Consider the following 24,895-nt stretch of genomic DNA (forward strand, 5'->3'; position numbering starts at 1 on the left):
CCATGTTCCAGTGGCAGGTTGCATGGCGCTATTTGACTTCCAATGTGCTGCAAACGGCATTGCTGATTGCTGGGGTCGCGCTGGGCGTCATCGCGTTCGTGTTCATCACGGCCTTGATTAATGGCCTCGCTGAGGCATTGACCGAGGAAACTACCGGCAGCATTGCACACATCACAGTAGAGCCTGAATTACAGAAGGCGCCTGTGCTTACCGCGCCGGACAGCTATGCAGCAACTCCGGTATCGACGGCCCAACGGCGCCAGATACGAGACTGGCAAAGCCTCGTCCGTATGATTGAACAGATCCCCGGTGTTATCGCCGCCCGCCCGGAAATCAATGGCAATGGCTTTCTGGTTCGCGGCGAAGCGGTGGCACCTGTCGTGGTCATTGGTATTGAGCCGGAAAAACTCTCTGTCGTCGCCCCGATCGCGCGCAACCTTGTGCACGGCGATGCCGACTTATCTGCGGGCAGTGTACTGATTGGCACCAACCTGGCACACGATCTCGGCCTCAATATCGGCCAGCCGGTGATTCTGCGTACGGATCGCGACCGCGAGCGGCTGGTGACTGTACGCGGTATTTTTGAAATCGGCATTGCCAGTGTGGATGAGCGAATTGCGTATCTCAACCTGCGTTCAGCACGCCCACTGTTTGACCTGCCTGATGGTGTCAGCCAGTTATCTGTCAAACTGATGGATCCAAACCAGGCCCCCTTGATCGCCGAAGCACTGGAGGCTCAGACCTCTCTGCGAGCTCGCTCCTGGCAGGAGGAGAACCGGAATCTACAGGAGGCACTGGCGGCGCAGGGCAGCACCGGGTCGTTGATTCAACTGTTTGCGATGATTTCCATCGTCATTGTCGTGGCCAGTGCGCTGTTACTGTCTACCTATCGACGGCGCAGTGAAATCGGCATCATGCGCTCATTCGGAATTTCCCGGCGCTTCGTAGCCAGTGTATTTATTTTGCAAGGTTTGCTGGTCGGGCTGGTGGGTGGGCTGGTCGGCGCACTTGCAGGCTACGGGCTCTGCCTCTGGTTGTTTTCGATCAAGCAGGCCGATGGTAGCCCCATGTTACCGATCGCCCCGGAACAGGGCGGTTACCTGCTGGTGATCATGCTGACGGCATTGGGTGCTGTGCTAGCCGCCGCCCTCCCTGCTCGCGCAGCGGCCAATGTTGATCCACTGGAGGCCATTCAGCAATGACTGTGATTCTGGAGGTTGAGGAAATCACCAAAACCTTCCGCTCCCGGGATGTTGAAACGCCGGTACTCAAAGGTATCAGTTTTCAACTGCAGGCCGGAGAACTGGTTGCACTGCTGGGGCCTTCAGGATCGGGAAAGAGCACCTTACTCTCAATTGTGGGGCTTTTACTGAGTGCTACTGCGGGTCGTATGTCATTGCTAAATCAGGACGTCACGCACCTGAAAGAGGACCGGCGATCCCAGTTTCGCAACCGCCACCTCGGGTTCGTTTTCCAGGCGCATCACTTGCTACCCGATTTCACTGCACGTGAAAACGTTGCCTTCCCAGCAGCCGCACCGAAGAACCATCTAACACCCGCCATGCGCCAGCGTGCGGGAGACCTGCTGGAGCGGGTAGGCCTCGCCGACCGCGTCGACTTCCTGTCGACCCAGCTTTCAGGTGGGCAGAAGCAGCGCGTTGCGATTGCCAGAGCGCTGATGAATAAACCGGATCTGGTGCTGGCTGACGAGCCAACAGGGAATCTCGATAGGGAAACCGGCTTTCAGGTGATGGAGCAAATGAAAATCATTAATCGGGAAGAGCGGACGACATTTCTTATATCCACACACGATCCGGAAATCGCCAACCGTTGTGACCACCGTATACAAGTGCTGGATGGGAGAATCGATTGTATTGATTAGCGTAGCTGGGGGCAGTGAGAGTCGTTGGGGCAGCGTGGAATCAGCTTGTACACGACCCTTTATTAAGCGTTCGCGACGCTCTTACTCTGACCCCAAAGATTCGTATCGCGTTATCCAGCTGCCACACTCACGAACTATTTGTAGTTAAACAGCGGATCCAGGGTTTCGGCTAATCGCGCGTCAATTGCCGCAACTTCCTCATCGGTGAAGTAATCGCGGTAGCCGCCGACTTTTGCGCGGCGCACCTTGAAGCTGTTGGGGTTGTCCTTATCGCGCGGCATCATGCGGCCACCGGCAAGACGGAACTGCTGCGAGCTTTCCATCTTCTTCATGTTTTCGTAGGAGGAGTAATCAACCGCCGCGTTAACGTGAGCATCTGTGGCATCCACGTTCATAAAGTCCAGCAGAGCGCGCAACTCTTCGCGTGGTCTGGCGCGCAAGTCCTCGTAGCGCAGCAGGTGGAAGTGCTCCATGTTGCTCACTTCCTGTGCCCACAGGTTCAGGTAGTCGGTCACCGCGCGCAGGCTACCGCCATTGTCGCCCATCACAAAATCGAACAGGCTGATATCGCTGCCACGGGGCGGGTAATTGTTGATGGCGACCTTGGTCGGCTTGATGCGGAACTTCCACTGGAAAAACTGCGATACCGCCACATCGCGTGGGTCACGGGCCAGCAGGATTACACGCTTGTTGTAGAACGGCGCCTTGCTGTGCGGGTCGCCGGTGTAATCCTTGATGTAGTTGTCATGCGTAAAGAATGTCTTGGGAACAGACTTGTTCAGGTTGTGAAAATTGTCGAAGCCCAGCACGGCATTCTCCGGCAAGCCATACTTCACTCGAAACAAATGAGAGATCATCACACGCAGCCAGGTGCGCCCGCTTTTTCCGAAAGAAACAAACACAATATCAGCGCGCTGCAACTTGTCGAACTGCTCCACACCGCGCAGTTTGCGCTCGGCGATGAGAATATCCGCCTCGGGTTGCCCGCGCATTTTCCAATGCAGGATGCGACGCGACAGCTTTTTTCGACCTGTCTGCCACAACTGCCGAACATTCTGGATGGCCAGTTTCATGCCTGTTGTCCACCATAACCAAAAATCGGGTCCAGTTCAGCGACCATGTGCTCCAGCTGCGCGCACTGCTCGTCAGTGAAGTAATCGCGGTAGCCGCCCACTTTGGCCTTTCGCACCTTGAAGGACTGGGGGTTGTCTTTGTCACCAGGCTTGACGCGCGCGCCACTGCCTTTGAAGAATTTATCCTGCTCCATTTTCTTCATGTTGTCGTAGGCTGCAAAATCCACGGCCTCCTGCACTTGCTCGACGGTAACCGCCGTGCCGGTAAAAGCCAGGATTTCTGCCAGCACAGCGCCAGGGTCCTTGCGCATGTCCTCATACCGCACTACCAACACGTCACGCAGTTCCGGGATAGCCTGTGCCCAACCGTTGAAATACTCGACGATGCGCGGCAGGCCGGCATCCTTGTCCAACACAAAATCCCAGACATCGATGTCAGCGCCATGCGGCGGATAATCGTTAATGAACTTTTTGTTCGGGCGCATCCGAAACTGCCACTGGAAAAACTGCGACACCGCGACATCACGCGGGTCACGCACCAGCAGTACAATCCGTTTACCCTGAAAGTGCTGTTTGGATTGCGCATTGCCGGTGTAGTCACGCAGATAGTTATTGTGGGTAAAAAAGACTGCCGGCAGCTGTGGATCACGGTGCTTGAGGTTGTCGAAATCCAGCAGCTCGCTGGCATCGAGATTTCCCTTGAGCTGATAGGCTCGCGACAACATCACCCGTAGCCAGGTCCGGCCCGACTTGCCCCAACTCATCAGCACCCAGTCGCTGCGCTGCAGTTTCTTGAACTCCTCGCGCCCGCGCAGCCAGCGCTCTATCGCCTTGCGGCGCGCAGCCGGCAACCAGAAGCAGAGAGCCATAATAATGTGGCGTAACACGACGCGTGCCTTATCGGCCATCTGCGGGATTATCCTCGGTAACTGGTTCAAAAGGCGGCAAATTCTACCGTAAAACGGCTTTTCCCGCACTAAGCGGGCAAGTGTTGATTTACCGCACTATTAACATCCTGTGTTGCCGCGGCGCCTTGCCGGGGCAACAATCAGCATACTAAAATGCGCCTATGGCACTCATTGATATCGATGCGCTACGCGCGACCCCGCTGAAAACCGACCCCTACGACTACCTCGTGGTGCCGGAGTTTCTCAACGCCGGTGCGCTTAAGGCGGTTAATCGCGACTACCCTGCCATCGACACCGCCGCCAATCACGCGCTGGAAAACCTCACCTATGGCGCGGCTTTCGAAGCGCTCATGGAGGAACTCCAGGGGCAGGAGCTGGCCACTGTGCTAGGTGAGAAATTTGACATGGAGCTGGCCTCCCTGCCCACCACGGTGACAGTGCGCAAATTTTGCGAGCGCACTGATGGCAATATTCATACCGACCACAAAAGCAAGGTCATCACCGTGCTGGTCTATTTCAATGAACAGTGGGATCACCCCGACGGTCAGCTGCGCCTGCTACGCTCCAAGAACGATATCGAGGACTACGCAACCCAAGTGCCACCGCTTGGCGGCTCCATGATTGCCTTTCGACGCACCGACCACTCCTGGCACGGCCACACCCGCTTTGTCGGTGAGCGCCGCATGGTGCAGATCAACTACCTGGATCAGAGCCCACTGGCGGTGGCGGCACAGCGTATCAGCCGCTTCGGCACCCACTTCATGAAGAACGTACTGGGAATGCGCTAGGTAGCGCTCTCACATCGGGCATACACCTGCAAAAAAACGTGTAGTGATCGCCGGCTTTGGCGATACAGGCCTGCTAGTGGCCATCCATCTCGGCAACGACTTCGACATCGTGGGTATCAGCCCCAAACCCGTTCTGGTGAGTGGGCAGGAGTTGGGCATGAGGCTGACGCAGCCGCAGCAGTGGAAGCGGGATTACCTCATGCCTTTTTCACGCTACAGAAAACTGGATGGGGTCCGCACACTGCAGGGGTTGATCACCTCGATCGATACCCGAAATACCACTGTGACCGTGCTCTCGCAGGACGGCGAGTCATCTGTCGAACCCTATGATGCGCTGTTAATTTCATCCGGCGTGACCAATGGCTTCTGGCGCAATAGCACGCTGGAGGATATCGACACTATCAACCGGTCTATCGACAGTACCTCACAGGAGTTGTTGCAAGCGCACACCATTGCGGTCGTTGGCGGTGGTGCCACCGGCGTTAGTGTTGCCGCCAATCTGGCCGCGAGTCACCCGCAAAAATCCGTGCATTTCTTCTTCAGTGAAGCGCAACCCCTGCCCGGGTATCACCCCAAGGTTCGACGTCGCGTAGAGCGACACCTCAAGAGCGCAGGCGTTGACCTGCATCCCGGGCACCGCGCGGCAATCCCGGATGACTTCCAGTGCGACCGATTTACCACCGGGCCTGTAGAGTGGGGAGGCGGTCAGGCGCCCTTCAATGCCGACCTCACGCTGTGGGCAGTCGGGAAGATGGTACCCAATAACGGTTTTATTCCCGCAAACATGCTGAACGCCGACGGCTTTGTAAAGACGGATGAATGCCTTCGCGTTCCGGGCTATGAGAATGTCTTTGCCGTCGGGGACATAGCGGCCTCCGACCCCCATCGCAGTTCTGCCCGTAACTGGGGCTACCGCCTGCTCGGCCACAATATGCGCGCTCATCTTGAAGGCCGCGACAGCGATATGAAACGCTACGATCCACCGCGTTATCGTTGGGGTTCAGTATATGGCGTACAGCGAGACGGCCTGCGCGTATTCCAGCCCGACGGCAGCAGTTTTCGGTTTCCCAAGTGGACTGTTCGCTCCCTGTTATTTCCACTGGCGGTGCGCAGAATTATTTACAAAGGTGTTCGCAAAGACTGAGACCGCAACGTCAAGTACTCACGTTGTAGTCGGCGAGCAGCAGCGACAATGCACTTCTTGCTCAGGGGGCTGGGATATTCGCCGCAGCGCATTGTCGCTACCGCCCGCCTGGTTCCTGAGGAGTCGCGATTTGTCTGCGCTGCTCACACTGCGCCTGATCCAGTCCATTCGGGGAACCGGTCTGAGGGCGAATATCTCAGCCCTCTGAGCTCTCAGGCTGGTTACCCGGAGGGACGGCTCGAAGAGACAGTCTGAAATAACGACCTGCAATCATTACCTTCTTTTCGTGCACAGTAAATTTACCCGCAGCACCTTATTCTCAGCACAGGCGCGAGCTATCGTTACCGTCTTCACAATAAGCGGGTAAGGAGAGACTGTGAATAATCCAGCGGAAGCAGCCGGTATCGGCGCGCAATACAGTATGGGATCCCCACGTGCGCTGCAATTGCTGCAGGCGGCCAAAGATCTGCAACCGGTGCTGCTAGAGCGGGCAGCGCAGTGCAAGGCACAGCGTAAAGTACCCGCTGAGACCATTGCCGATTTCCATGCGGCAGGTTTTTTCAAGATCCTGCAGTCAGAGCAGTACGGCGGTTATCAGATGGACCCACAGGTGTTTTACGCCGTGGGGCTGGAACTGGCCAAGGCCTGCATGTCCAGTGCATGGGTGCTGGGCGTGGTGGCTGTTCACAACTGGCAGATGAATTTGTTTGATTCGCAGGCATCGATTGACGTATGGGGCGATGATCCGACCGTACTGGTGTCTTCCTCCTACGCACCCATGGGCATGGTCACGCCTGTAGATGGCGGCTTTATGCTCAGCGGCCGATGGAGTTTCTCAAGTGGATGCGAGCACTGCCAGTGGGTGTTTCTCGGCGCGGTCATCCCCACCGAGGAAGCGCCCTGGGATATGGAGAACTACAGCACTTTTCTACTGCCACGCGGCGACTACTCGATAGAGCAGAACTGGGACGTTGTCGGGCTGCAGGGAACCGGCAGCCACGATATCGTTGTGGACAATGTATTTGTCCCCGAACATCACGTACACCGGATGCGCGAAGATCGTGGCGGAGAAAAACATCGCAACAAGGCACCGCTGTATCGCCTGCCCTTTATGCAAGTGTTCTCCAGAGCCGTGTGCAATGCCTCACTGGGCGCCGTCGAGGGCGTACTGGAAAACTATATCGAGGTCGCCAAAACACGCATAGCCGGGCCGGTGCCGATGAAAGATGACCCCAGCGCCAAAAAGGTTGCCGCCGATGCTAAAGCCGAAATCGAATACATGAAATTGATGATGTTCACGAGCTTTGACAGACTGATGGACGCCGCGCGTTCCGATACCGAAGTACCCCTGGTGGACCGCGCAGTGTTTCGTTACGAGACGGCAAAGGTCGCCGATCAGTGTCTGGCCCTGTCCTCGCGCATGCTTAAGGCCGCTGGTTCCGGCGGTATACGAAACAGCAGCGCAATGCTGGCTCAGCACCAGGACATTTTCGCCAGCCAGGCGCATATCGCCAATATCAGTGAACCGTTCTCGATCAATCTCGGCGGCATGCTGTTCGGCCAGCCCAGCACTGACTCAAGCCTCTAAACCAGGCTCTTCACTTTTTCATAATTGAGGAATTCACTATGGCTCTGAATGGGGTTCTACCCGAGGAACATTACGCCGAATGCGCCAACGGCTATCGCATGCACTATATCGATGTAGGCACCGGCCCTACCGTTGTTTTCCTGCACGGCTCGGGGCCCGGAGCCAGCGGCCACAGCAATTTCAAGGACAACTACCCGTGGTTGGCGGAGCAGGGCTATCGCTGCATTGTGCCCGACCTTGTCGGCTTTGGTTTCTCCGACAAACCGGATGATGTCGACCACCCGCTGTCATTCTTTGTCGAGTGCGTCAAACAAACGCTCGATGTCATCGGAGTTGAGCGCTGCTGTGTTGTGGGCAACTCACTCGGCGGTGCAGTTGCCATGGGCCTCGCGCTGGAACATCCAGCGCTGGTCGACAAACTGGTATTGATGGCACCGGGCGGCATGAGCCAGCAGGAGGAATACCTGCAAATGCCCGGCATGCAGAAAATGTTCGAGGTGTACGGCTCCGGCGAGCCTATTTCACACGCAGTGATGAAAGACCTGTTTGCGTTTGGCCTGACACACGATCCGAAACACGCCACCGATGCGCTGGTGGAGGAGCGATCACAGATCATGTCGCTGATGAACGGCCATGTGATGTGGACGATGGCCATTCCGTATCTGGCCGAGCGTCTGCCAGAGCTGTCGTGCCCGGTACTGGCCTTCTGGGGCACCAATGACCGTATGATGCCGGACAGCGGCATTCTGGCACTGGCCAAAAACTGTGCGCGGATGAAACTGATCATCCAGTCCGAATGCGGCCACTGGGTCATGGTGGAGCACCCCGACATGTTCAATAAGGAAGTGCTGGCTTTTCTGGGCAGCGACTGACACTGGAGAATATCTATGAATATACGCAGTCTGGGCTATGCGGTGATCGAGTCGACCGATCCGCAAAAATGGCTGGAATTCGGCACCGAGGTACTGGGCCTGATGGTCGCGCCGGCGATGCCAGACGATGGCGTCATCTACTTCAAAATGGACGAACGTCCCTTCCGGCTGGCGATCGTGCCCGGCGACAGTGATCGCTTGCAGCTGTGCGGGTTGGAGTTGCTGGATGAGGCGAACTTCAATGCGGCGAAAGAAGGACTGATCGGGGCCGGTGTGGAGATCACAGCAGGCACAGCCGCAGAGGCCCAGCAGCGGCGCGTACGCGAGCTGATTCGCTTTGATGACCCTGCAGGCAATACGCTGGAACTCTATCACGGCGCCGATCTGGACTATGCCAAGTTCATCTCACCACTGGGTATTGCTGAGTTCGAAACCGGGTTCAACGGCGATGCAGGGTTCGGTCACGCTGTGCTGCCGGCGCCAAACCTGGCAGAAACGCATAATTTCTACACGCAGGTGCTCGGCTTCGGCGATTCAGACTATATGCATTTCAAATTCTCTGACGACCCGAACGACCCGGGTCTCGGCCTGAATTTTATGCATGTCGAAAACCCGCGCCATCACTCTATCGCGCTGTTTGGTGGCGAACACCCGTCTGCCTGTATCCACCTGATGCTGGAAGTAAAAAGTGTCGACGAAGTGGGTTATTGTCTCGATCGGGTGCTACAACGCGAGATTCCGGTAACATCAACGCTGGGCCGTCACACCAATGATCGTATGTTGTCGTTCTATATGCGCACGCCCGGCGGCTTTGAGCTGGAATTCGGTTGCGAGGGTTTGAAAATGGACTGGGCGAACTACACACCGACAAAAACCACACTACCGAGTATCTGGGGACACAAATTCTCACTGTAAAACCAGCGGGGGCGTTCGTATGGCGCACACAGGTGATGCGGTTTTAAAATACGGGAATTGGGCGTTGGTAACAGGCAGTACCGCCGGTATCGGTCGCGAGTTTGCCCGCCAACTCGCCACCGCCGGTTTTAATCTTGCGCTGCTGGCGCGAGGTGCGGACCAATTGCAGGCCCAGTGCCAGGAGCTGGCGTCGGAATGGGATGTTGATACCCGGGCGATTCCCTGTGATCTGAGCGCCGACGACTACCTGTCCACCATTACTGCCACAACGGATGACCTGCCCATCGCGTTCTTCGTCAACAATGCCGGAGCCGAAAGCTACCACGGCAGGTTCCTAGACAGAAACTCACAGGAACTGGAAGCGTGTTTACGACTCAATACGCTCGTACAGCTGAGGTTGATTCACCACTTTGCGCAGTGTATGAGAACGGCGGGGCGCGGCGCGATTATTCAGGTCAGCTCTATCGCCGGGCATATGCCACTACCGTTTATGGCGGAATATTCAGCCAGCAAGGCCTACCAGCTGACGCTGGGTGAAGCACTGCACTACGAGTTGAAGGATCACGGCATCGATTTTCTCACCCTATCACCGGGCGCCACCAAATCCCGGCGCATCAGCTACGGCATGGAGCCTGAGCCTGTTGTACGCATAGCGCTGGCTGCGCTGGGCCGGCAGCCGAGTGTGATTCCCGGCTGGCGCAACAGCCTGAGCGCATTTCGGCACCGCTATCTGAAGTCCAGGCGCAGCGCTGTCCGCAGCATGGGCGACTTCCAGCGCGCCTACCTGAAATAACGCAAAACATTAGCCACCGGTTGGAAACGCTCTTATCACGATTTCGGGGTTTTTCCGCCATCGGGCCAAGTGTAGATTGACCGAATCATACAAGACCTATACCACGAGGAATGCCCGATGTCCGACCCGACCCAAGAGCCAGCCACCAGCCCGGGAGAAATCAGCCAGTGGCCAATGCTCAAAATTGTCTATCGCACAGACCCCGACAAAATCGCTGCACTGCTGCCGCCGGGCATCGAGAACAGCGACACCTCTAACGTCACACTGACCATCTACAATCTGCCGGTGAGCGGAGAGCCCGAGTACGGCATCCTGATCACCGCCGACGCCAGCTACCAGGGAACAGCCGGTGAATATGCGCTGGGCTACGGCATTGATCAGGAGTCCGCGATTTTCATCAGCCAGTTCACCAACGGGCAACCGAAATTTCCCTGCCACACCGATTATTTTCGCCTGCAGAACAAGGTCACCGCACGCTGCGCGCACCAGCACTACACTTTCGTCACCTTCGAGGGCGAGGTGGGCGAGGAAGACCCTCTGCCCGGTGGACTGGAGCGCAATGAATGGTGGGTGAAGGTGTCCCGTCAGGTCGGCGGCGGCAAAGGCTATGACTTCCCCCCCCACGTGGTACACGTGCAGGGCAAATACGGGCCGGGCCACAGGATAGCGCTGAACGGCAAGCTTACGCTGCTCGACAGCCCCTGGGACCCCATTGCCACGCAGTTGCCGATGCTGGAACAGCTCTCTGCACATTTGTGGTGGCCGGAGTACCTGAGCCGGGAAATCACACTTGCCGGGGCGCTGGATCCAGAAGGATTCTGGCCTTACGTGGACGTTATTTCAGGCAGCCGCTGGCTCGGTAAGAACGGCGGGCCGATTCAGGCTTAACATAAACAGTAAGTGACACCGCGCCGTGTCACCAGGAGCATCATTCATGGATCGTTATCTCATTGTGTCAACAGACGGCCACGCCGGCCTGCCGATGGAGGGCTATCGCGATTACCTCGACAGCAAATACCACAAAGCTTTCGATGAAGAGTTACCGATACAAAGACGCAAGACCCGTAAGGCCGAGGAGAGCTTTCTGATCTCCGAATTCAACGATAAATGGCGCGACGGCATCACCGACGGACTGAACGGCGCCTGGGATGGCGCAGTGCGCAACCGCGTAATCGATGCCGATGGCGTTGCCGCCGAAGTGCTGTTCCCCGACGGCATCACCGAGATGAATGCGCCGCCGTTCGGCGCCGGGCTGGCGCTGAAACCCTGGGGCGTAGAACCGGAACTGCAGTGGGCCGGTGCCAGGGCGCACAACCGCTGGATGGCAGAGTTCTGCAAAGAGGAACCACTGCGCCGCATCGGCCTGGCAATCATATTAATGCTGTACGATGTGGACGAGGCACTGGCCGAAGTCAAATGGGCCCATGCCAATGGCCTGAAGGGCATCCTGATTCCCGCACTGATGGGTGACAAGGATGCCTACAATCACCCCAAATACTACCCGATCTGGGCGTTCTGTGAAGAGCATGAAATGGTAGTTCACACACATTCTGGCCCATCACCAGACTATGATTTCTCACTACCTGGCGCCGTCGGAATCTATCTGACAGAGTTCGCCTGGTGGACCAGCCGTCCGCTGTGGCACCTGATATTCGGCGGCGTGTTCGAGCTTTTTCCAAAGCTGAAGTTCGTGATTACCGAAGTGAGCGAGTTCTGGATTCCCCATATGCTGGAGATGATGGACGTGCGCGCATCGGTCAAGCACACCTCGGGCAAACTGGGCGATTTTCGCAGCAACCTGACAATGACACCGAGCGAGTACTTCAGGCGCAACTGCTGGGTTGGCGCCTCGGCCCTGTTCGATGAGGGCTCTACCGCCGTGCGCCACGACATCGGTATCCAGAACATCATGTGGGGTACGGATTACCCACACCCCGAGGGCTCGTGGCCGAAGACGAAAGAGAAACTGCTCGATGTGATGCGCGGCATACCCGAACAGGAACTGTCGTTGATACTCGGCAAGAACGCACTGGAATGCTATAACCTCGATATTAAAGACCTGCAACCGATCGCAGAGCGCATCGGACCATTGAAGTCAGATTTCGCCTAGGCAACTGACTTCACAACAAAATAAGGGAGGCCAGTTTTGTCGAACCGAATTGAATTGCCCATGCCATTTGGCTGGTTCTGTATCGGCTACAGCGATGAACTTGCGGTGGGAGAAGTCCGCAACATCCACTACTTCGGACGCGACATGGTGTTGTTTCGCACCGAGTCAGGCAAGGTAGGGCTGTCAGACCCCGCCTGCCCGCACCTGGGCGCACACCTGGGTCACGGCGGCACGGTACAGGGCGAATCCATCCGCTGCCCCTTTCATCACTGGCAATACGATACCCAGGGGGTGATTACCGATGTTCCCTACGCGAAGCAAATTCCACCGAAGGTCGCCGGCAAGCCCTGCCTGAAGACCTACCCCACCTGCGAAAAAAATGCGGTGATTTGGGCCTGGTACCACCCCGAGGATGCACCGCCCGATCACGAGGTGGTTGAACTGGAAGAGGGCAGCAACCCCGATTGGGTGGAGCAGATTCGCTTCCTGTGGACGTTCGATTCCTGTCCGCAGGAGATTGCAGAAAATGGCGTGGACGTGGCGCATTTCAAATACGTTCACCAGATGGAAGCCGTGCCACAGGGCGACACTAGCTACGAGGGGCATATCCGCCGCAGCAAGGTCAGTGGCCCGCGCAAGGTGATTAACGAGCAAGGCGAGGAAGTGGTGGTCCAATCGACCATCAACGTGGTGCAAAACGGCGCCGGACAGAAATGGGTGCGCTCCTCCGGGCTGGTGGACTACGTGCTCCATACGCTGGTCACACCGGTCAACGCAAAGACAGTTGAAGTGCGGTTTGCCTATACCCATCCACGCTACCCGAAGGGTTCGTTCCAGGAAGAGGCAATCAAGACCACTATCGCCTACACCAACGGCCAGACCGGCGTCGAGGGCGATATCCCGATCTGGCACAACAAATTCCATTTGCGCAACCCGATACTGTGTGACGGGGACGGCCCGGTAATGCGTTTTCGCAAGTACTTTTCGCAGTTTTATGTCAACGGGCCCTACCCTGACGACGACGATATATCGACAACACTGGAGGCGGTTTCTTGAGCACAGAGCAGATGGTGGAAGACAAATTTCGCGGCAAGACCGCAGTCGTTACCGGCGGTGCCTCAGGCGTGGGTCGCTGTATGTGCGAACTGTTCGCGCGCACAGGCATGAATGTGATCATGGCCGATATCGAGCATGACGCGCTGGAGGCTGCGGGCTCGGCATTGAAAGAACAGGGGTTGAGCGTCGATTGGATACAGGCGGATGTCACTAGCCCCGAGTCCATGCAGAACCTTGAACGTAAAAGTCGCGAGGCCTTTGGCAATATCCATGTGCTGTGCAACAACGCAGGCGTGGGCATCAAAGAGGCACAGCGCCGTATCTGGACGCTCACTCCAAAGGATTGGGAGTGGGGATTCAGCGTCAACGTGATGGGCGTGGCAAATGGTATCCGTGCATTTGTGCCCGGGATGCTGGAACACGGCGAACCCGGCCATGTGGTGAACACCTCTTCGACCAATGGCGGCCTCTACTCAATGCCCACCACCCCGATCTATTCCTCCAGCAAAGCCGCTGTGACCAGTATGAGTGAAGTTCTCAACGGCCAGTTCCAGATGGACGGCGCTGCACTGCAGGCCCATGTACTGTTCCCCGGCCCGCATTTGGTCAACACCAATATACTTTCCTCCATGCGCAATCGCCCCGAGCAGTTGCGCGACAATGATGAACCTGTCGCCTACACCAGCATGGCGGATCTCGCCAAAGCCAGTGGCATCAAGAATATGAAACTGACAGAACCCGAGGAAGTGGCAGAAACCTGTCTCGCAGGCATGCGCGATGGACAGTTCTGGATCCTGCCACCGAGCAAGAGCAACGATCAGCAGGTAAGTCGTCGCACCGAGAGTATCCTGAGCCGACAGAACCCTGCACTGGGAGCCTGACCGCTATGACATCACGACTTGGACAATTCTGCATCAGTGTGACCGACCTTGCGCGCTCGGAGGATTTCTACACCCGTATCCTGCAGCTCGAAGTACAACAACGCATCGAGATACCCGAAGCGAAGGAGATCGTGCTGGGCGCAGAGGGCTCTGATGGCAAGCTCCAACTGGCGCAAAAAACGGCGCAACAGGGCCCTATCGACCACGGCGACGAAGCGCTGTGGAAGTTCTATCTGTATACCGACGATATAGAGACGGTGTACCAGGCTGCGGCCGACTACTGCTGTGTCTGCGAAACACCGCCGACGAAGCTGGCCAAATGGCCGGTGACCATTGCAATGATTCTGGACCCGGACGGGTATCGAATAGAAATTATCCAGCGCGACTGACGCGGCGGGGCTCTCCCAATTCGCGTCAGGAGTCCATATCCCAGTCAAAATCCGTGGCGAAGTATTCCACCATGAAATCCATAAAGAACCGCACCTTGGTAGAGAGGTGTTTGCTGTGCGGATAGACGGCCCAGGTGTCGCGGTGATAACTACTCCACGGCTGGTGCACCTTGACCAGTTTGCCGGCTTCCACCGCTGCCTGCACATAAAAATCCGGTAGCTGCGCGATACCGATCCCAGATAGAGCCGCCGCTTTGATGGTGGCGCCGTCCTCACTAAGCCAGTTACCGGAGACTTTCACTTTCGTGGTGACGCCCTCCTCTGTGTTCAGCATCCAGCAGCGCTCCGGCCCTGTCAGGCAGTTATGATCCTCCAGATCCTCTACTGTCTGCGGTTGCTTGTTGGCTTTCCAGTACTCCGGCGCTGCGCACAGGCACAGGGTATGGCCACCGATAGAGCGTGCAATCAGTGAGGAATCATCCAGCCTGCCGTAGCGGATCGTCAGGTCATAACCCTCGGCCACCAGATCAACATCGCGAAAGCTGGAGTGCACTTCCACCGAAAGTTCTGGGTGTGAGCGCGAAAAAGCGGCGACCGCCCGCGCCATGTGCTGCACACCAAAGCGGCTGTTCAGTGCCAATCTGAGTGTGCCCTGCGGTTTCTGCTGCATATCGGCGACGGCAGACTCCGCATACTCGAACTGCTCTGCCATGGGCAAGCATTCCCGGTAGAATATCTCGCCGACTTCGGTGAGCGTCAATTTACGGGTGGTACGCTGCAGCAGGCGCGCCTTCAGGCGATCCTCCAACTGGCTGATCTGCTTGCTGACATACGACTTGGACATTCCCAGGCGCTCGGCGGCACCGGTAAAGCTACCGGTGTCAACCACATGCATGAACTCGTCGATTCCGTCCCAGCGACTCATTGAACTACTCACTCCTGCGTTTTTCCTGTGCCAGAGCGTAGCTGATGAGAGGCGAAAGTAAAAGCTGCGCTGTCGGGTGATAGTGGCCTGGTTCCCCTGCGCGAGTGCGCCCGATACTTGCTGACGTATGTCTGACCAGATACTCAAACCCTTGTGGCTGGCACTGGCCAGACGCGATAGTTCAGCGCGTATTAGTTACTGTACTTGATGCTTGCGTAGTAGGTGCGCGGAGCCGTGTAGGCTGCAGTGGTTGTACCGAATGCATCTACGCCGAAGCCACCGTTGATTTCCCTTTTGTCGCTGAGGTTACGGCCGAATACGCCGAGTTCCCACTTGCCATCGGAGGTGATGTAGGTGATACCGGCGTTGTAGGTGGTGAAGCCATCGGTGTTGAGCCGGTCGAAGCAGGTACAGTCGTAGTCGTTGCTGTAGTAGATTTCACCTTTGTAGTAGGCGTCACCGCGCAGGCGGACGGTACTGCCATCACTGAGATCCCAGTTGTAAATGGCGGCAATGCTTGCTGTCCAGTCGGGTACGTTCTGAAACTCGCGATCACTCAGGTCTTCTAGTTCACCGGTTGACGGGTTAAACGATTCGAAGCTGTTGTACTCGGCGTTCAACCATGATGCGCCACCGGTTATTGTCAGGTTCTCCATGGGCAACGCGGTAAACTCTACCTCTACACCGCTGATCGTGGAATCGGCGGCATTGGCTACGACCAATGCGAGCGCATCGCTGGCACTGGTGGAGGAGGGCCGGTTAACCAGGAATTGCTGATCCTTGTAGTCGTCGTAGAACGCTGAGGCATTAAGTTGGAGGCGCCGTTCAAGTAACTGGGTTTTCAGGCCTATCTCATAACTGGTGAGTGTTTCGGGGTCCGCCACCGAAATTTGATCTGTTGAAGTGGGGCGGCCATTGTAGATACCGCTGCGAAATCCCGTTGAAATACTGGCATAGGCCATGATGTCTTCGCTGAAGTCGTGATCGATACCGATTTTCGGTGAGAACTCACTCCAGTCATCCTTACAGCTGAAACTGGCGCCATTGCCATCCGGCGTCACATCACTGCACGAGGAGGGACCGGTTGGCCCAGGCAGCGTAATCGGTGTCTGGCTGGCCCGTTTGATAGTGAACATATCCAGTTTCTTCTCATCGTAGGTATAGCGCGCCGCGAGGTTGATTCGCGTCGTGTCTGTCCAGTGCCAGGTCGTATAGAAAAAGGCCGCGTAACTGGTAGTATCCTGCTTTGTGTCGTAGCTCAGGGTGAAATCCAGCGGCACGACACCGATGGCCTCATACAGACCGCCGGCGACTGTCACGTGAGCCTGTGACTTGCCATCTTCGCGGAAGTAGTAGGCGCCGACCAGCCAATCAAACTTTGTACCAGAGGCGTTGCTGAGCACGAACTCCTGGCTGAACTGGTTGGTGTTCAGGTCATTGCCCACTTCAAAGTAGACATTGGGCGCGTTGTCCGCATCGCGGTAGTTGTGTGAGTCCATGTCCCGGTAGCCGGTAGTGGACTTCAGCATAAGTTCGTCCCAGTCGAATGTATTTATCCAACTCACACCCCACATATCGTTTTTTTCGCGATCCAGTTCGTTGAGTGCGTCACTGCGGTCGATGTCATCTACATTGGGCGTACAGCAGATACCATCGACCTGCCCGACGGTGGCGTTGTAGGCCGCGGCAATGGTTGCATCGGGATTGAAATCTGTCAGCACCTGCGGGTAGACATTCTGGTTGATGTGCGTGTAGTCGAACGCCACATGCGAGTTCCAGGTATCGGTAAAGTTGGCATTCAGGTGAGTACGCACTGCCCAGTTATCGTTGTTGCCGGCATCGTCGTTCTGATTGCGATGCTGCCAACCCGACGAGTTCTTGGTGAGCACGGCCACGCTCGCTGCAATCTCGTCTGTAATCGGAGCTTCGGCATAGCCGGAGAACGACACATAATCGTGATCACCGCCGGTCAACTGGCCCATATAGCTGGTCTCTCCGGAGGGCACTTTTGTTGTCACGGAGATCGCACCGCCTATCGTGTTCTTCCCATACAGCGTTCCCTGCGGTCCGCGCAATACGTCGATGCTGGCGATATCCGACAGCTCAAAGTTGGAGCCGACGGTTCGCGCCAGATAAATACCGTCGAGGTACAGGCCAACGCCTGGATCCGTCGTCAGGCTGTTGTCGAACTGCCCGATACCGCGTTGGAATGCTTGCAACGAACTGCTGCTACCGTTATTGGATGAAGAGAACGACAGGTTGGGCGAAACCTGTTCGATATCCTTGACGGTAAAAAACTTGGACTCATCGATCACCGAGCCCGAAATGGCGGTAATTGCAATTGGCGTGCCTTGAACATTTTCATCGCGCTTACGTGCGGAAACGATAACCTCTTCCAGAACCATTCCTGATGTTTGTGCATATGCCACCGGGCTCAACGGCGTCAGGGGCATTGAGAGTAAGGCGAGTGTTGCTACGTAAGGCGTGTGTGCGCGCATGTATACCTCCACAGGGGAATTCTAATAATTATCGTTTCACTTATTCTATTCGGGCCGTATTGCCATTCCCGCGCCGGACAGAAACCGGTGGGAAGGAACACGTGCTCCCACAGCAAGGCTCAACGGTGACTGCAGTGCCAGAACACCATCAAGCCTTCATCTAACTTTAATCAAACTCAACATCGGCAAATACCGGGTTAATGCCATCCGCAACTGCAGCCGAAGTGCGTTTGTAATAGTTCGAAAATGGATGTGTGAATATCCAGAATTTACGTTCTCTTATCGCTTTGAACACCCGCTCGGCACAGTCATCCGGCGTGATAAAATCGGGTTGCTCCTGCATCATCTTGACGTTGGCTTCACTCTCTTCGCTGCCGGGCTCGATCCCCAACAAACTATCGCTGATGGGTGTTGATACAGGGCCCGGGCACAACAGCGATACGTCAATGTGCGGAGCGGTGGCGGCGAGGTCATACGCCAGTGACTCGGTCACGCCACGCACCGCCATTTTGCACGCGGTGTACTGCGCCATACCGGGTGCTGCTACCAGAGAACCGACAGAACCCGTGTTTACGATTTGTGCGGGAATCCCGGCGTCGATCATACCGGGCACAAACGCGTTCACACCGTTCACCACACCCATGACGTTGATCGACAGTATTTTTTGCCACTCTTCGGCTGAGTGCTCCCAGGTTTGGCCCACGCGCAGAATTCCAGCGTTATTAAACAGCACTGATACAGGTCCGAGTTCCGCGACACAGCGGCCAGCGAATGCCTTCATTGCTGCCATATCCGAGACATCGACCGATTCAGACAACACCTTGGCACCGCGCTGCTCAAGTTCCTCAGTCAACGAAGACAGCCCCTCAAGGTAAAGATCAACAATCGCTACGTTCATGCCCTGCGCAACGCATTGCCTGGCCAGCGCCTTGCCTATCCCACTTGCAGCACCGGTGATAACCGCCACCTTGCCCTTGAAGTCTTCCATTGCATCTACCTTGTTGTTGTGTAATTAAATACCAATAGCTCAAATGCAAAATGCACTGTAGCGCTGTCTGTGACACGTGATAAGACACGCCTCGGAAACTGATTGTATCCAAATGGACGATAAACACCCCTCTGCAAACAATCGTGTTCGAACGGACACAAAGCGATCGATCAGCCCCTTGGCTGGCCAGGAGACACTCCCTTCTCGGATAGGCCACTGCTCCCGGCGGGCACCCTCGGGAATGCCGCTGCTTTCGGCGAGCAACTCCGGCACTGTCCCGCTTACTCAGAGGGCTGAGATATTCGCCACGAAACAGTGCCGGAGTTACTCGCCTGACTTCGTGCGTATGTTGTGTGCAGAAGCCTCGTTCGTTGAGACCGCACTGGCCTAGTCCCGCAGGGGAGCGGGCCTGAAGAGCGAATATCTTAGCCTTCTGAGCGATCAGGCCTGCTCGCCTGTGGGACGGGTCGAGGCACATCTTCGTTTATTGGGGCGGCGGCCGGGTACCAGATGGCTGAGCTGATAGCACGCTCCTGCAGCGTTGTTGGCTCCGGGGCCTCTATATCGAGGCGCATAGCATCGTAAGTGGACCAGCGCGGCGTCGGGATTTCGATGGCGCGGGCATAGTAGAACGCCTCCTGCGCCGAATCGAACTCGGGGTCCTGCCAGAAGGCGCTCAGCTGCGTTGCGCCTATGGCGTTGGTATAGGTGGCTTTCGCTACATCCACGGTATTACCCACGGGGGGAACTTTACCGTCAGCGCCTTTTTTGCGACCGTCGGAAAGCGCCACATCAAAGATCTTCTCGTGTGTAACGCCATCGGCGTCAACCCAACCCTTGATGACCTGCAATCGATCGAGATTGGCTCCCTGTGGATCCTTGGCCGCCCACAGTGCAAACGTCGGCGCCGATGCGTCTTTGCCCTCGACGCTGAGTGTCCCGCCCATGGGCACACCGCTCGCATAGGCCTGCTCCAGCAAATCCACGCTGTCCATCATGTCGGCACTGTAGTCAAAGCCGCCAAAAAAGCGCAGGCTGATTCGCGGTCCGGACGTGGCAAAGGTTTCCTTGCGCACCAGAGCGTCGAAGATGGACTCCCGGGTATTTTCCTGGGCCCAAACTCCAGCAAGACCGGCTGCACCCCATTTGCGTGAACGCTGCATCGACTCCGGCAGCATGATTGACTCTCCCAGCCGCAGGCCCGCGGTACCGTCCATCAACGGCAGCTTGCCAGTGAAGTTGTCTTCTTCCACCGGCGTGCTGGCGTTATGGCTGTCGCTGCTGCCAATAACGCCAAAGCGATAGGGGTTGAATCCCTCTGAGTGAGACAGCTCAATACCTGTGCGCATCGCGTCGCGCGAGTAGCTGCCGCGCGGTTCGCTGAAGCTCCCTGTAGGGCTGAGCATCGCGTTCATAATTTCAAAATTGGCAAACTCGTCCTCAGGTGACAGCAACGGATGTGTGTCCGAGGTGCCCTTTATCTGCATGATTTCGCTGACCGGTTCATTACGCATACGCTGCTCGGCGTATTCGGCCGTCAACGGACTGCCGTCGTATTTCGTGCGGGCATACATCATGCCATTGGATACATTGCCGTTGTGCGGGATCGCCAACACGGATTTCCCCTCGGCGCGCTGTTTGTCCAGCTCGTCCCACAGGTCTTCCGGGTTCTCCGAGTCCAACGAGGTATAGGGAAACTTGGGCACGTTATCGTCGCGGTAGATAACATTACGGTGCAGGTTCTGCTCGTCCGGCATCGAGGACCACTCGTACCCCACCAGCGCGGTGAATACACCGGGTTCATAGTGCGCATTGGCGGTATCGACCATCACCTTCCAGGCATTGAGTGTAATCTCACGGGTCGCAGGGTCGTCACCGTAGCTGTCAAAGCCCTTGACGTTACTGGCGATCTTGCCCAACACAAACGTCATAGACAACGGGCTGTCATTGAGCAGCCGCTCGCGCAGGCTGCGCTCCTCGAAGGGCAAGACTATGCTGTCATCGGCGCGCGCGGCACCCATATATTCCGAGTGATCGGTCACTGCCGCAAAATCCAGCGGTCGGTCGATTTGGATGGCATAACCGGCCCCATGCTCGATGGTGCCACCGCGACTGAATGTATAGGCATCATCGGGTGTCGCTTTCACGCCCATGCTGTAAGCATCGGTCGAGTAACTGGTATGAATATGCAAATCGCCCCAGAGTAACTGTCGGTTTGGGTTGAACGCGACAGCCGGTTTCGGCGGTGGCGGCGCGGCGGTTGCAGCGTCGTAGGCGGGATAGAGGGTGGGATCCTCCACCGGTCCACAGGCGGCCAGCAATATAGCACCCAGTGCACCAAAAAATATTCTCAGAGTGACGTTCATAGATTCTTATCTCTTTAGCGTTTTTCGACGAGAACGGCGGTAAATATACACGGCCAGTAGCAACACCAGGAACAGCCCGACATAGGGCAGGTACTTCGGCATCAGGGAAAAGACAATCGTGTTGATCATCACCTGGTTCGCCACGGAGTAGTTTTCCGGCATCGGCAAAACACCGTTCTCTCTGACATAGACATCGTACTCTGCCAGCATTCCCTGATACAGATCTGGCATGTGTTCGCGCAGATCAACTGTCTCACCGGGGTCTTCAACAATGTTGTACAGACGCCACTGCCGATCACCGGCTGGCGGCTGATTCCGCACCAGTTTGTAGTCGCCACGATACAGCGCGGAATTGCCTGAGAACTCGTAGCCGAGTGACTCATCACGGCTATATGGCGGTGATGCTCCGCCTGTCAACGTGGGCACCAGACTACGGCCAGTCATCGTTTGCGCCCCCGGCATATTATTCGGCATCGCCACCCCGGCAATTTCCAGCAGCGTAGGCGCAAGGTCCGTGATATAGGTGAATTCCCGATTAACCGTTCCCTGCGCAATCGCTGGCAGGCCCGCGACAACCAGCGGTACACGCACGCCGCCCTCACCGGACGAGAATTTCGTTCCATCAAGCGGCGTATTTGATACCACCCCCCAGCGACTGCCCGCCGCAACCCAGCTGCCCTTCTCGCCCAGCGTCTCCAGCTCGCGGTGGTAGTTACTCTCCAACCAGCGCCGCCCATAGGCATTCTCATAGGGCTCAGTGGCGGTTGCGCCGTTGTCGGAGAACAGCACAAAAACCGTGTTCTGATACTGCCCGCTGTCGCGCAGATAGGTAATCAGGCGGCCGATCTCATAATCCATGGCAGTAGCCATGCCCGCGTAGGCCTGCATGCGACGCGCCTCAAAGTACTGCTGCTGCGTAGTCAACTCGTCCCACTCCTGCTGCGTTGGCCCCGCAGCGGCTGTGAACGGCATTTCGAACAAGCCCAGCTCGCGCATTTTTGCGAGCCGTGCTTCGCGCACAGCTGCCCAACCCTCGGTGTAGCGCCCCCGGTAGGCATCGATAAATTCAGCCGGGGCCTGCAGCGGCAGGTGATTGGCCTGAAACGCCAGATAAGCAAAGAAGGGCTTATCCTCTGCGCGAGTCTGCTCCAGAAACGCGATGGTCCAATCGACGAAGTAGCGCGAGGAATAGAAATCATCCGGTAAAGACGCCATTCGACTGCCATTCTCAAACCAGCGCGCCTCGGGATACATCGGCAGATAGGGGCGCATCTCAAAATTGTCCGAGCCGCTGTCGGCCTGAATGACCGAGCTGTCAAATCCTCTGGCGGGCGGCAGGTTGTTCTCATTGATACCGAGGTGCCACTTTCCCGCCACAACCGTACGGTACCCGACAGACTGCATCGCGCTGGCGATAGTCTGCACAGCCTCATTCAGAACTCCGTCGTAGCCGGGTTCACCGCGGTGCGACAGCGGCATCAGCTCGCGCATACTGCCGACGCCAGCGCGGTGGTTATCCACACCTGTCAGCAACATAGCGCGGGTGGGCGCGCAACTGGAGGCGGCATGAAAATTTGAGAAACGCACGCCGGCCTGTGCCAGTGCGTCGATGCTGGGCGTTTCTATCTCACCACCGAAGGCTCCAAAGTCCGAGTAACCGATGTCATCGGCCACGATCAAAACGATATTGGGATGCTCGCCAGCCACAGCGATGGGCAACCACAGCAGACACGCCAGCAGTATCGCCGCGCGGTGCTGGGCAGGGGAAATGACGACACCACTTCTGATAACCAACGACAAGGCCTCGCAGTATTTTGCGCATTATTCTGGTGACATACACTACACGCGCAGGGGGAAGAAAAAAGCGGCAATTGTATTTAGAGTGTTTCCAAACAAGCGCTAATCATACCAAATGGTTAGAAGTCCGCCGCCGCGCTGGCCTAGTCCCGCAGGGGAGTAGGCCTGAAGAGCGAATATCTTAGCCTTCTGAGCGATCAGGCCTGCTCGCCTGTGGGACGGTTCGAGGGCACAGCCCAAGCAGTGTAGCTGCTTCGGACGAGCAACCTCGGGAATGCCGCTGCGCCCGGCGAGCAACTCCGCCACTGTCCCGCTTGCTCAGAGGGCTGAGATATTCACCACGGAACAGTACCGGAGTTACTCGCCTGACATCGCGCGTGTATTGCGTGGAGAAGCCTCGTTCTATGAGGTCGCACTGGCCTAGTCCCGCAGGGGAGCAGGCCTGAAGAGCGAATATCTTAGCCTTCTGAGCGATCAGGCCTGCTCGCCTGTGGGACGGTTCGAGGGCACAGCCCAAGCAGTGTAGCTGCTTCGGACGAGCAACCTCGGGAATGCCGCTGCGCCCGGCGAGCAACTCCGCCACTGTCCCGCTTGCTCAGAGGGCTAAGATATTCGCCACGGAACAGTACCGGAGTTACTCGCCTGACACCGCGCGTGTGTTGCGTGGAGACGCCTCGTTCGTTGAGACCGCACTGGCCTAGTCCCGCAGGGGAGCGGGCCTGAAGAGCGAATATCTTAGCCTTCTGAGCGATCAGGCCTGCTCGCCTGTGGGACGGGTCGAAGGCACTGTCCAAGCAGTGGCGCCGCTTCCAGAGAGCGATTGCGGTTAGAAAAGCGCTTTGATGCGTTCTACGACCACGCTGACATCGTCCGGCAATTCGGCAACGGGTTGCTCGAAGGGTTGGCCGGACCAGACGGCCATGCCCTTGTCGACGAGGAGGCGGTGGAACGCGCGGAAGTCTCGCGTCGCGCACAGTATTTTGAACACATCGATGTAGTAGACACCGCGCGCAATGCGGTGACGCCAGTGATCCCACTGTGATTCCTGCCGGGGGTTGAACAACCAGTGTGCCAGTGAGCGGCGGCACTGGTCGACACTGCCCAGCCAGCCTCCAGGTAGTGGGAAGATCGCCAGCGGTTTGTGCAGGTAGATCACCTCCACCATCATCGAGACACTGTCGGCGGTGACTATGAAGCCGTCAGCGCTACCAAGTAATGCGCGGTAGGGATTATCGCTGGCCTCGGCGGTCCACTCATAGAAGATCGCTTCCGGAGGCAGATCCCGGCGTAACACCTCGACGACTTCGGGTGTGGTGCGCCGACTGGTAGTGACGTAGGGCGTCCCGCCGAGCTCGTCGACAATCCAGCGGGCGGTCGACACCAGGTCATCTGCGACCTGGCGATTCATGGTGAACGGGTTGGTCTCACCGCCTATGAGCATTGCTATCAGTGGTTTGGCAAGTGGCGCAAATCGCGCTTGCCAAGCCTGCGCTTCGCAGGCTACGTCCTCAGCGGCAACACGCATCAACGGCAGGGTTGTCGGCACAAAATTATGCATCGGCGGCATCTGGTTTTCGGCGCTGGCGATGACCAGGGAGAAATCGAGCATGTAACCAGAGGGTTTGCCTACCAGCACAATCTTGGTCCTGTTGCCCGACTGCTGGCGAATCCAGAGCGCCACCATTGACGGGCGGCGGCCCACAGTGAGAATCAGGTCTGGCCAGGGCGCTTCCAGCGGGTCGCTGCGGCTGTGATCGAGATGATCCAGAGAAGGTCTGTAGCGCGGTTTCCCCAACACAAATTCTGGCCGCATGTGCACGTACTTGTGTTCTACTGGCCAGGGCAGGGCATCGACGATGGTTTCTACCTGGCCGTTATCGCCTCGCTTGTCACTGAGGATGACCCAGGTACGAGGTGTCACA

21 protein-coding genes are annotated in these 24,895 nt (G+C 57.0%); 13 read left to right on the top strand and 8 right to left on the bottom strand.

Annotated elements, in window-relative coordinates; all coding sequences use genetic code 11:
- Positions 1-2: 2 nt before the first annotated feature.
- Positions 3-1,202, top strand: a complete 1,200-nt coding sequence (locus AC0L6S_RS15195; protein ID WP_473424953.1) for an ABC transporter permease — start codon at positions 3-5, stop codon at positions 1,200-1,202.
- Positions 1,199-1,882 (top strand): ABC transporter ATP-binding protein, encoded by a 684-nt coding sequence (locus tag AC0L6S_RS15200; protein WP_473424954.1) that lies wholly within the window; start codon positions 1,199-1,201, stop codon positions 1,880-1,882. Before AC0L6S_RS15195 ends, AC0L6S_RS15200 begins: the two co-directional genes overlap by 4 nt.
- Before the next feature lie 134 nt (positions 1,883-2,016).
- Here AC0L6S_RS15200 and AC0L6S_RS15205 read toward each other — a convergent pair whose 3' ends face one another.
- Together AC0L6S_RS15205 and AC0L6S_RS15210 are read right to left on the bottom strand one after the other, a co-directional pair.
- Positions 2,017-2,955: a sulfotransferase domain-containing protein gene (locus AC0L6S_RS15205; RefSeq protein ID WP_473424955.1), complete on the bottom strand. Its 939-nt coding sequence runs from the start codon at positions 2,953-2,955 to the stop codon at positions 2,017-2,019.
- Positions 2,952-3,863 carry a sulfotransferase domain-containing protein gene (locus AC0L6S_RS15210; RefSeq protein WP_473424956.1) on the bottom strand — a complete coding sequence of 304 codons (912 nt, stop codon included), beginning with the start codon at positions 3,861-3,863 and terminating at the stop codon, positions 2,952-2,954. Before AC0L6S_RS15210 ends, AC0L6S_RS15205 begins: the two co-directional genes overlap by 4 nt.
- A gap of 161 nt (positions 3,864-4,024) precedes the next feature.
- On the opposite strand from AC0L6S_RS15210, the gene AC0L6S_RS15215 reads away from it, so the two are divergent.
- The 11 genes from AC0L6S_RS15215 (at position 4,025) to AC0L6S_RS15265 (ending at position 14,399) form a co-directional block, all read left to right on the top strand.
- On the top strand, positions 4,025-4,651 hold the full coding sequence (locus AC0L6S_RS15215) for a 2OG-Fe(II) oxygenase family protein (RefSeq protein WP_473424957.1): 627 nt from the start codon (positions 4,025-4,027) through the stop codon (positions 4,649-4,651).
- A 43-nt stretch (positions 4,652-4,694) separates the two neighbouring features.
- A complete protein-coding gene (locus AC0L6S_RS15220) occupies positions 4,695-5,795 on the top strand; it encodes an FAD-dependent oxidoreductase (protein WP_473424958.1) in 1,101 nt (366 codons plus the stop codon).
- Positions 5,796-6,171: 376 nt separating this feature from the next.
- Positions 6,172-7,383, top strand: a complete 1,212-nt coding sequence (locus tag AC0L6S_RS15225; RefSeq protein ID WP_473424959.1) for an acyl-CoA dehydrogenase family protein — start codon at positions 6,172-6,174, stop codon at positions 7,381-7,383.
- 38 nt (positions 7,384-7,421) lie between these two features.
- Complete coding sequence (locus AC0L6S_RS15230; protein ID WP_473424960.1) at positions 7,422-8,255, top strand: alpha/beta fold hydrolase; 834 nt, start codon at positions 7,422-7,424, stop codon at positions 8,253-8,255.
- A 15-nt stretch (positions 8,256-8,270) separates the two neighbouring features.
- Positions 8,271-9,170 (top strand): VOC family protein, encoded by a 900-nt coding sequence (locus AC0L6S_RS15235; RefSeq protein WP_473424961.1) that lies wholly within the window; start codon positions 8,271-8,273, stop codon positions 9,168-9,170.
- 19 nt (positions 9,171-9,189) lie between these two features.
- Positions 9,190-9,963, top strand: coding sequence for an SDR family NAD(P)-dependent oxidoreductase (locus AC0L6S_RS15240; RefSeq protein ID WP_473424962.1), 774 nt, complete (start codon positions 9,190-9,192; stop codon positions 9,961-9,963).
- A 117-nt stretch (positions 9,964-10,080) separates the two neighbouring features.
- Entirely contained in the window at positions 10,081-10,851 is a 771-nt protein-coding gene (locus tag AC0L6S_RS15245) for an acetoacetate decarboxylase family protein (protein WP_473424963.1), read from the top strand.
- A gap of 46 nt (positions 10,852-10,897) precedes the next feature.
- Positions 10,898-12,073, top strand: coding sequence for an amidohydrolase family protein (locus tag AC0L6S_RS15250; protein ID WP_473424964.1), 1,176 nt, complete (start codon positions 10,898-10,900; stop codon positions 12,071-12,073).
- Positions 12,074-12,109: 36 nt separating this feature from the next.
- Positions 12,110-13,129: an aromatic ring-hydroxylating oxygenase subunit alpha gene (locus AC0L6S_RS15255; protein WP_473424965.1), complete on the top strand. Its 1,020-nt coding sequence runs from the start codon at positions 12,110-12,112 to the stop codon at positions 13,127-13,129.
- Positions 13,126-14,010 (top strand): SDR family NAD(P)-dependent oxidoreductase, encoded by an 885-nt coding sequence (locus AC0L6S_RS15260; protein WP_473424966.1) that lies wholly within the window; start codon positions 13,126-13,128, stop codon positions 14,008-14,010. The genes AC0L6S_RS15255 and AC0L6S_RS15260 overlap by 4 nt, the downstream gene beginning before the upstream one ends.
- A 5-nt stretch (positions 14,011-14,015) precedes the next feature.
- Entirely contained in the window at positions 14,016-14,399 is a 384-nt protein-coding gene (locus AC0L6S_RS15265) for a VOC family protein (protein ID WP_473424967.1), read from the top strand.
- Between the two features lie 25 nt (positions 14,400-14,424).
- Here the strand turns inward: AC0L6S_RS15265 and AC0L6S_RS15270 are convergent, their stop codons facing one another.
- The 6 genes from AC0L6S_RS15270 to AC0L6S_RS15295 form a co-directional block, all read right to left on the bottom strand.
- Positions 14,425-15,324, bottom strand: a complete 900-nt coding sequence (locus AC0L6S_RS15270; protein WP_473424968.1) for a LysR family transcriptional regulator — start codon at positions 15,322-15,324, stop codon at positions 14,425-14,427.
- A 191-nt stretch (positions 15,325-15,515) separates the two neighbouring features.
- Positions 15,516-17,822 carry a TonB-dependent receptor gene (locus AC0L6S_RS15275; protein ID WP_473424969.1) on the bottom strand — a complete coding sequence of 769 codons (2,307 nt, stop codon included), beginning with the start codon at positions 17,820-17,822 and terminating at the stop codon, positions 15,516-15,518.
- A gap of 166 nt (positions 17,823-17,988) precedes the next feature.
- On the bottom strand, positions 17,989-18,810 hold the full coding sequence (locus AC0L6S_RS15280) for an SDR family NAD(P)-dependent oxidoreductase (protein ID WP_473424970.1): 822 nt from the start codon (positions 18,808-18,810) through the stop codon (positions 17,989-17,991).
- A 425-nt stretch (positions 18,811-19,235) separates the two neighbouring features.
- Positions 19,236-21,176: a DUF3604 domain-containing protein gene (locus AC0L6S_RS15285; RefSeq protein WP_473424971.1), complete on the bottom strand. Its 1,941-nt coding sequence runs from the start codon at positions 21,174-21,176 to the stop codon at positions 19,236-19,238.
- A gap of 6 nt (positions 21,177-21,182) precedes the next feature.
- Positions 21,183-22,970, bottom strand: coding sequence for an arylsulfatase (locus tag AC0L6S_RS15290; protein WP_473424972.1), 1,788 nt, complete (start codon positions 22,968-22,970; stop codon positions 21,183-21,185).
- Between the two features lie 829 nt (positions 22,971-23,799).
- Complete coding sequence (locus AC0L6S_RS15295; RefSeq protein ID WP_473424973.1) at positions 23,800-24,894, bottom strand: mitochondrial fission ELM1 family protein; 1,095 nt, start codon at positions 24,892-24,894, stop codon at positions 23,800-23,802.
- Between the last annotated feature and the right edge of the window lies 1 nt (position 24,895).

Source organism: Halioglobus sp. D3-4, assembly GCF_055809315.1.

Coding starts and splice junctions, on each gene's coding strand:
- AC0L6S_RS15235 (WP_473424961.1), top strand. CDS start 8,271: ATGAATATACGCAGTCTGGGCTATGCGGTGATCGAGTCGACCGATCCG.
- AC0L6S_RS15210 (WP_473424956.1), bottom strand. CDS start 3,863: ATGGCCGATAAGGCACGCGTCGTGTTACGCCACATTATTATGGCTCTC.
- AC0L6S_RS15205 (WP_473424955.1), bottom strand. CDS start 2,955: ATGAAACTGGCCATCCAGAATGTTCGGCAGTTGTGGCAGACAGGTCGA.
- AC0L6S_RS15270 (WP_473424968.1), bottom strand. CDS start 15,324: ATGAGTCGCTGGGACGGAATCGACGAGTTCATGCATGTGGTTGACACC.
- AC0L6S_RS15245 (WP_473424963.1), top strand. CDS start 10,081: ATGTCCGACCCGACCCAAGAGCCAGCCACCAGCCCGGGAGAAATCAGC.
- AC0L6S_RS15200 (WP_473424954.1), top strand. CDS start 1,199: ATGACTGTGATTCTGGAGGTTGAGGAAATCACCAAAACCTTCCGCTCC.
- AC0L6S_RS15215 (WP_473424957.1), top strand. CDS start 4,025: ATGGCACTCATTGATATCGATGCGCTACGCGCGACCCCGCTGAAAACC.
- AC0L6S_RS15250 (WP_473424964.1), top strand. CDS start 10,898: ATGGATCGTTATCTCATTGTGTCAACAGACGGCCACGCCGGCCTGCCG.
- AC0L6S_RS15240 (WP_473424962.1), top strand. CDS start 9,190: ATGGCGCACACAGGTGATGCGGTTTTAAAATACGGGAATTGGGCGTTG.
- AC0L6S_RS15275 (WP_473424969.1), bottom strand. CDS start 17,822: ATGCGCGCACACACGCCTTACGTAGCAACACTCGCCTTACTCTCAATG.
- AC0L6S_RS15230 (WP_473424960.1), top strand. CDS start 7,422: ATGGCTCTGAATGGGGTTCTACCCGAGGAACATTACGCCGAATGCGCC.
- AC0L6S_RS15195 (WP_473424953.1), top strand. CDS start 3: ATGTTCCAGTGGCAGGTTGCATGGCGCTATTTGACTTCCAATGTGCTG.
- AC0L6S_RS15285 (WP_473424971.1), bottom strand. CDS start 21,176: ATGAACGTCACTCTGAGAATATTTTTTGGTGCACTGGGTGCTATATTG.
- AC0L6S_RS15280 (WP_473424970.1), bottom strand. CDS start 18,810: ATGGAAGACTTCAAGGGCAAGGTGGCGGTTATCACCGGTGCTGCAAGT.
- AC0L6S_RS15265 (WP_473424967.1), top strand. CDS start 14,016: ATGACATCACGACTTGGACAATTCTGCATCAGTGTGACCGACCTTGCG.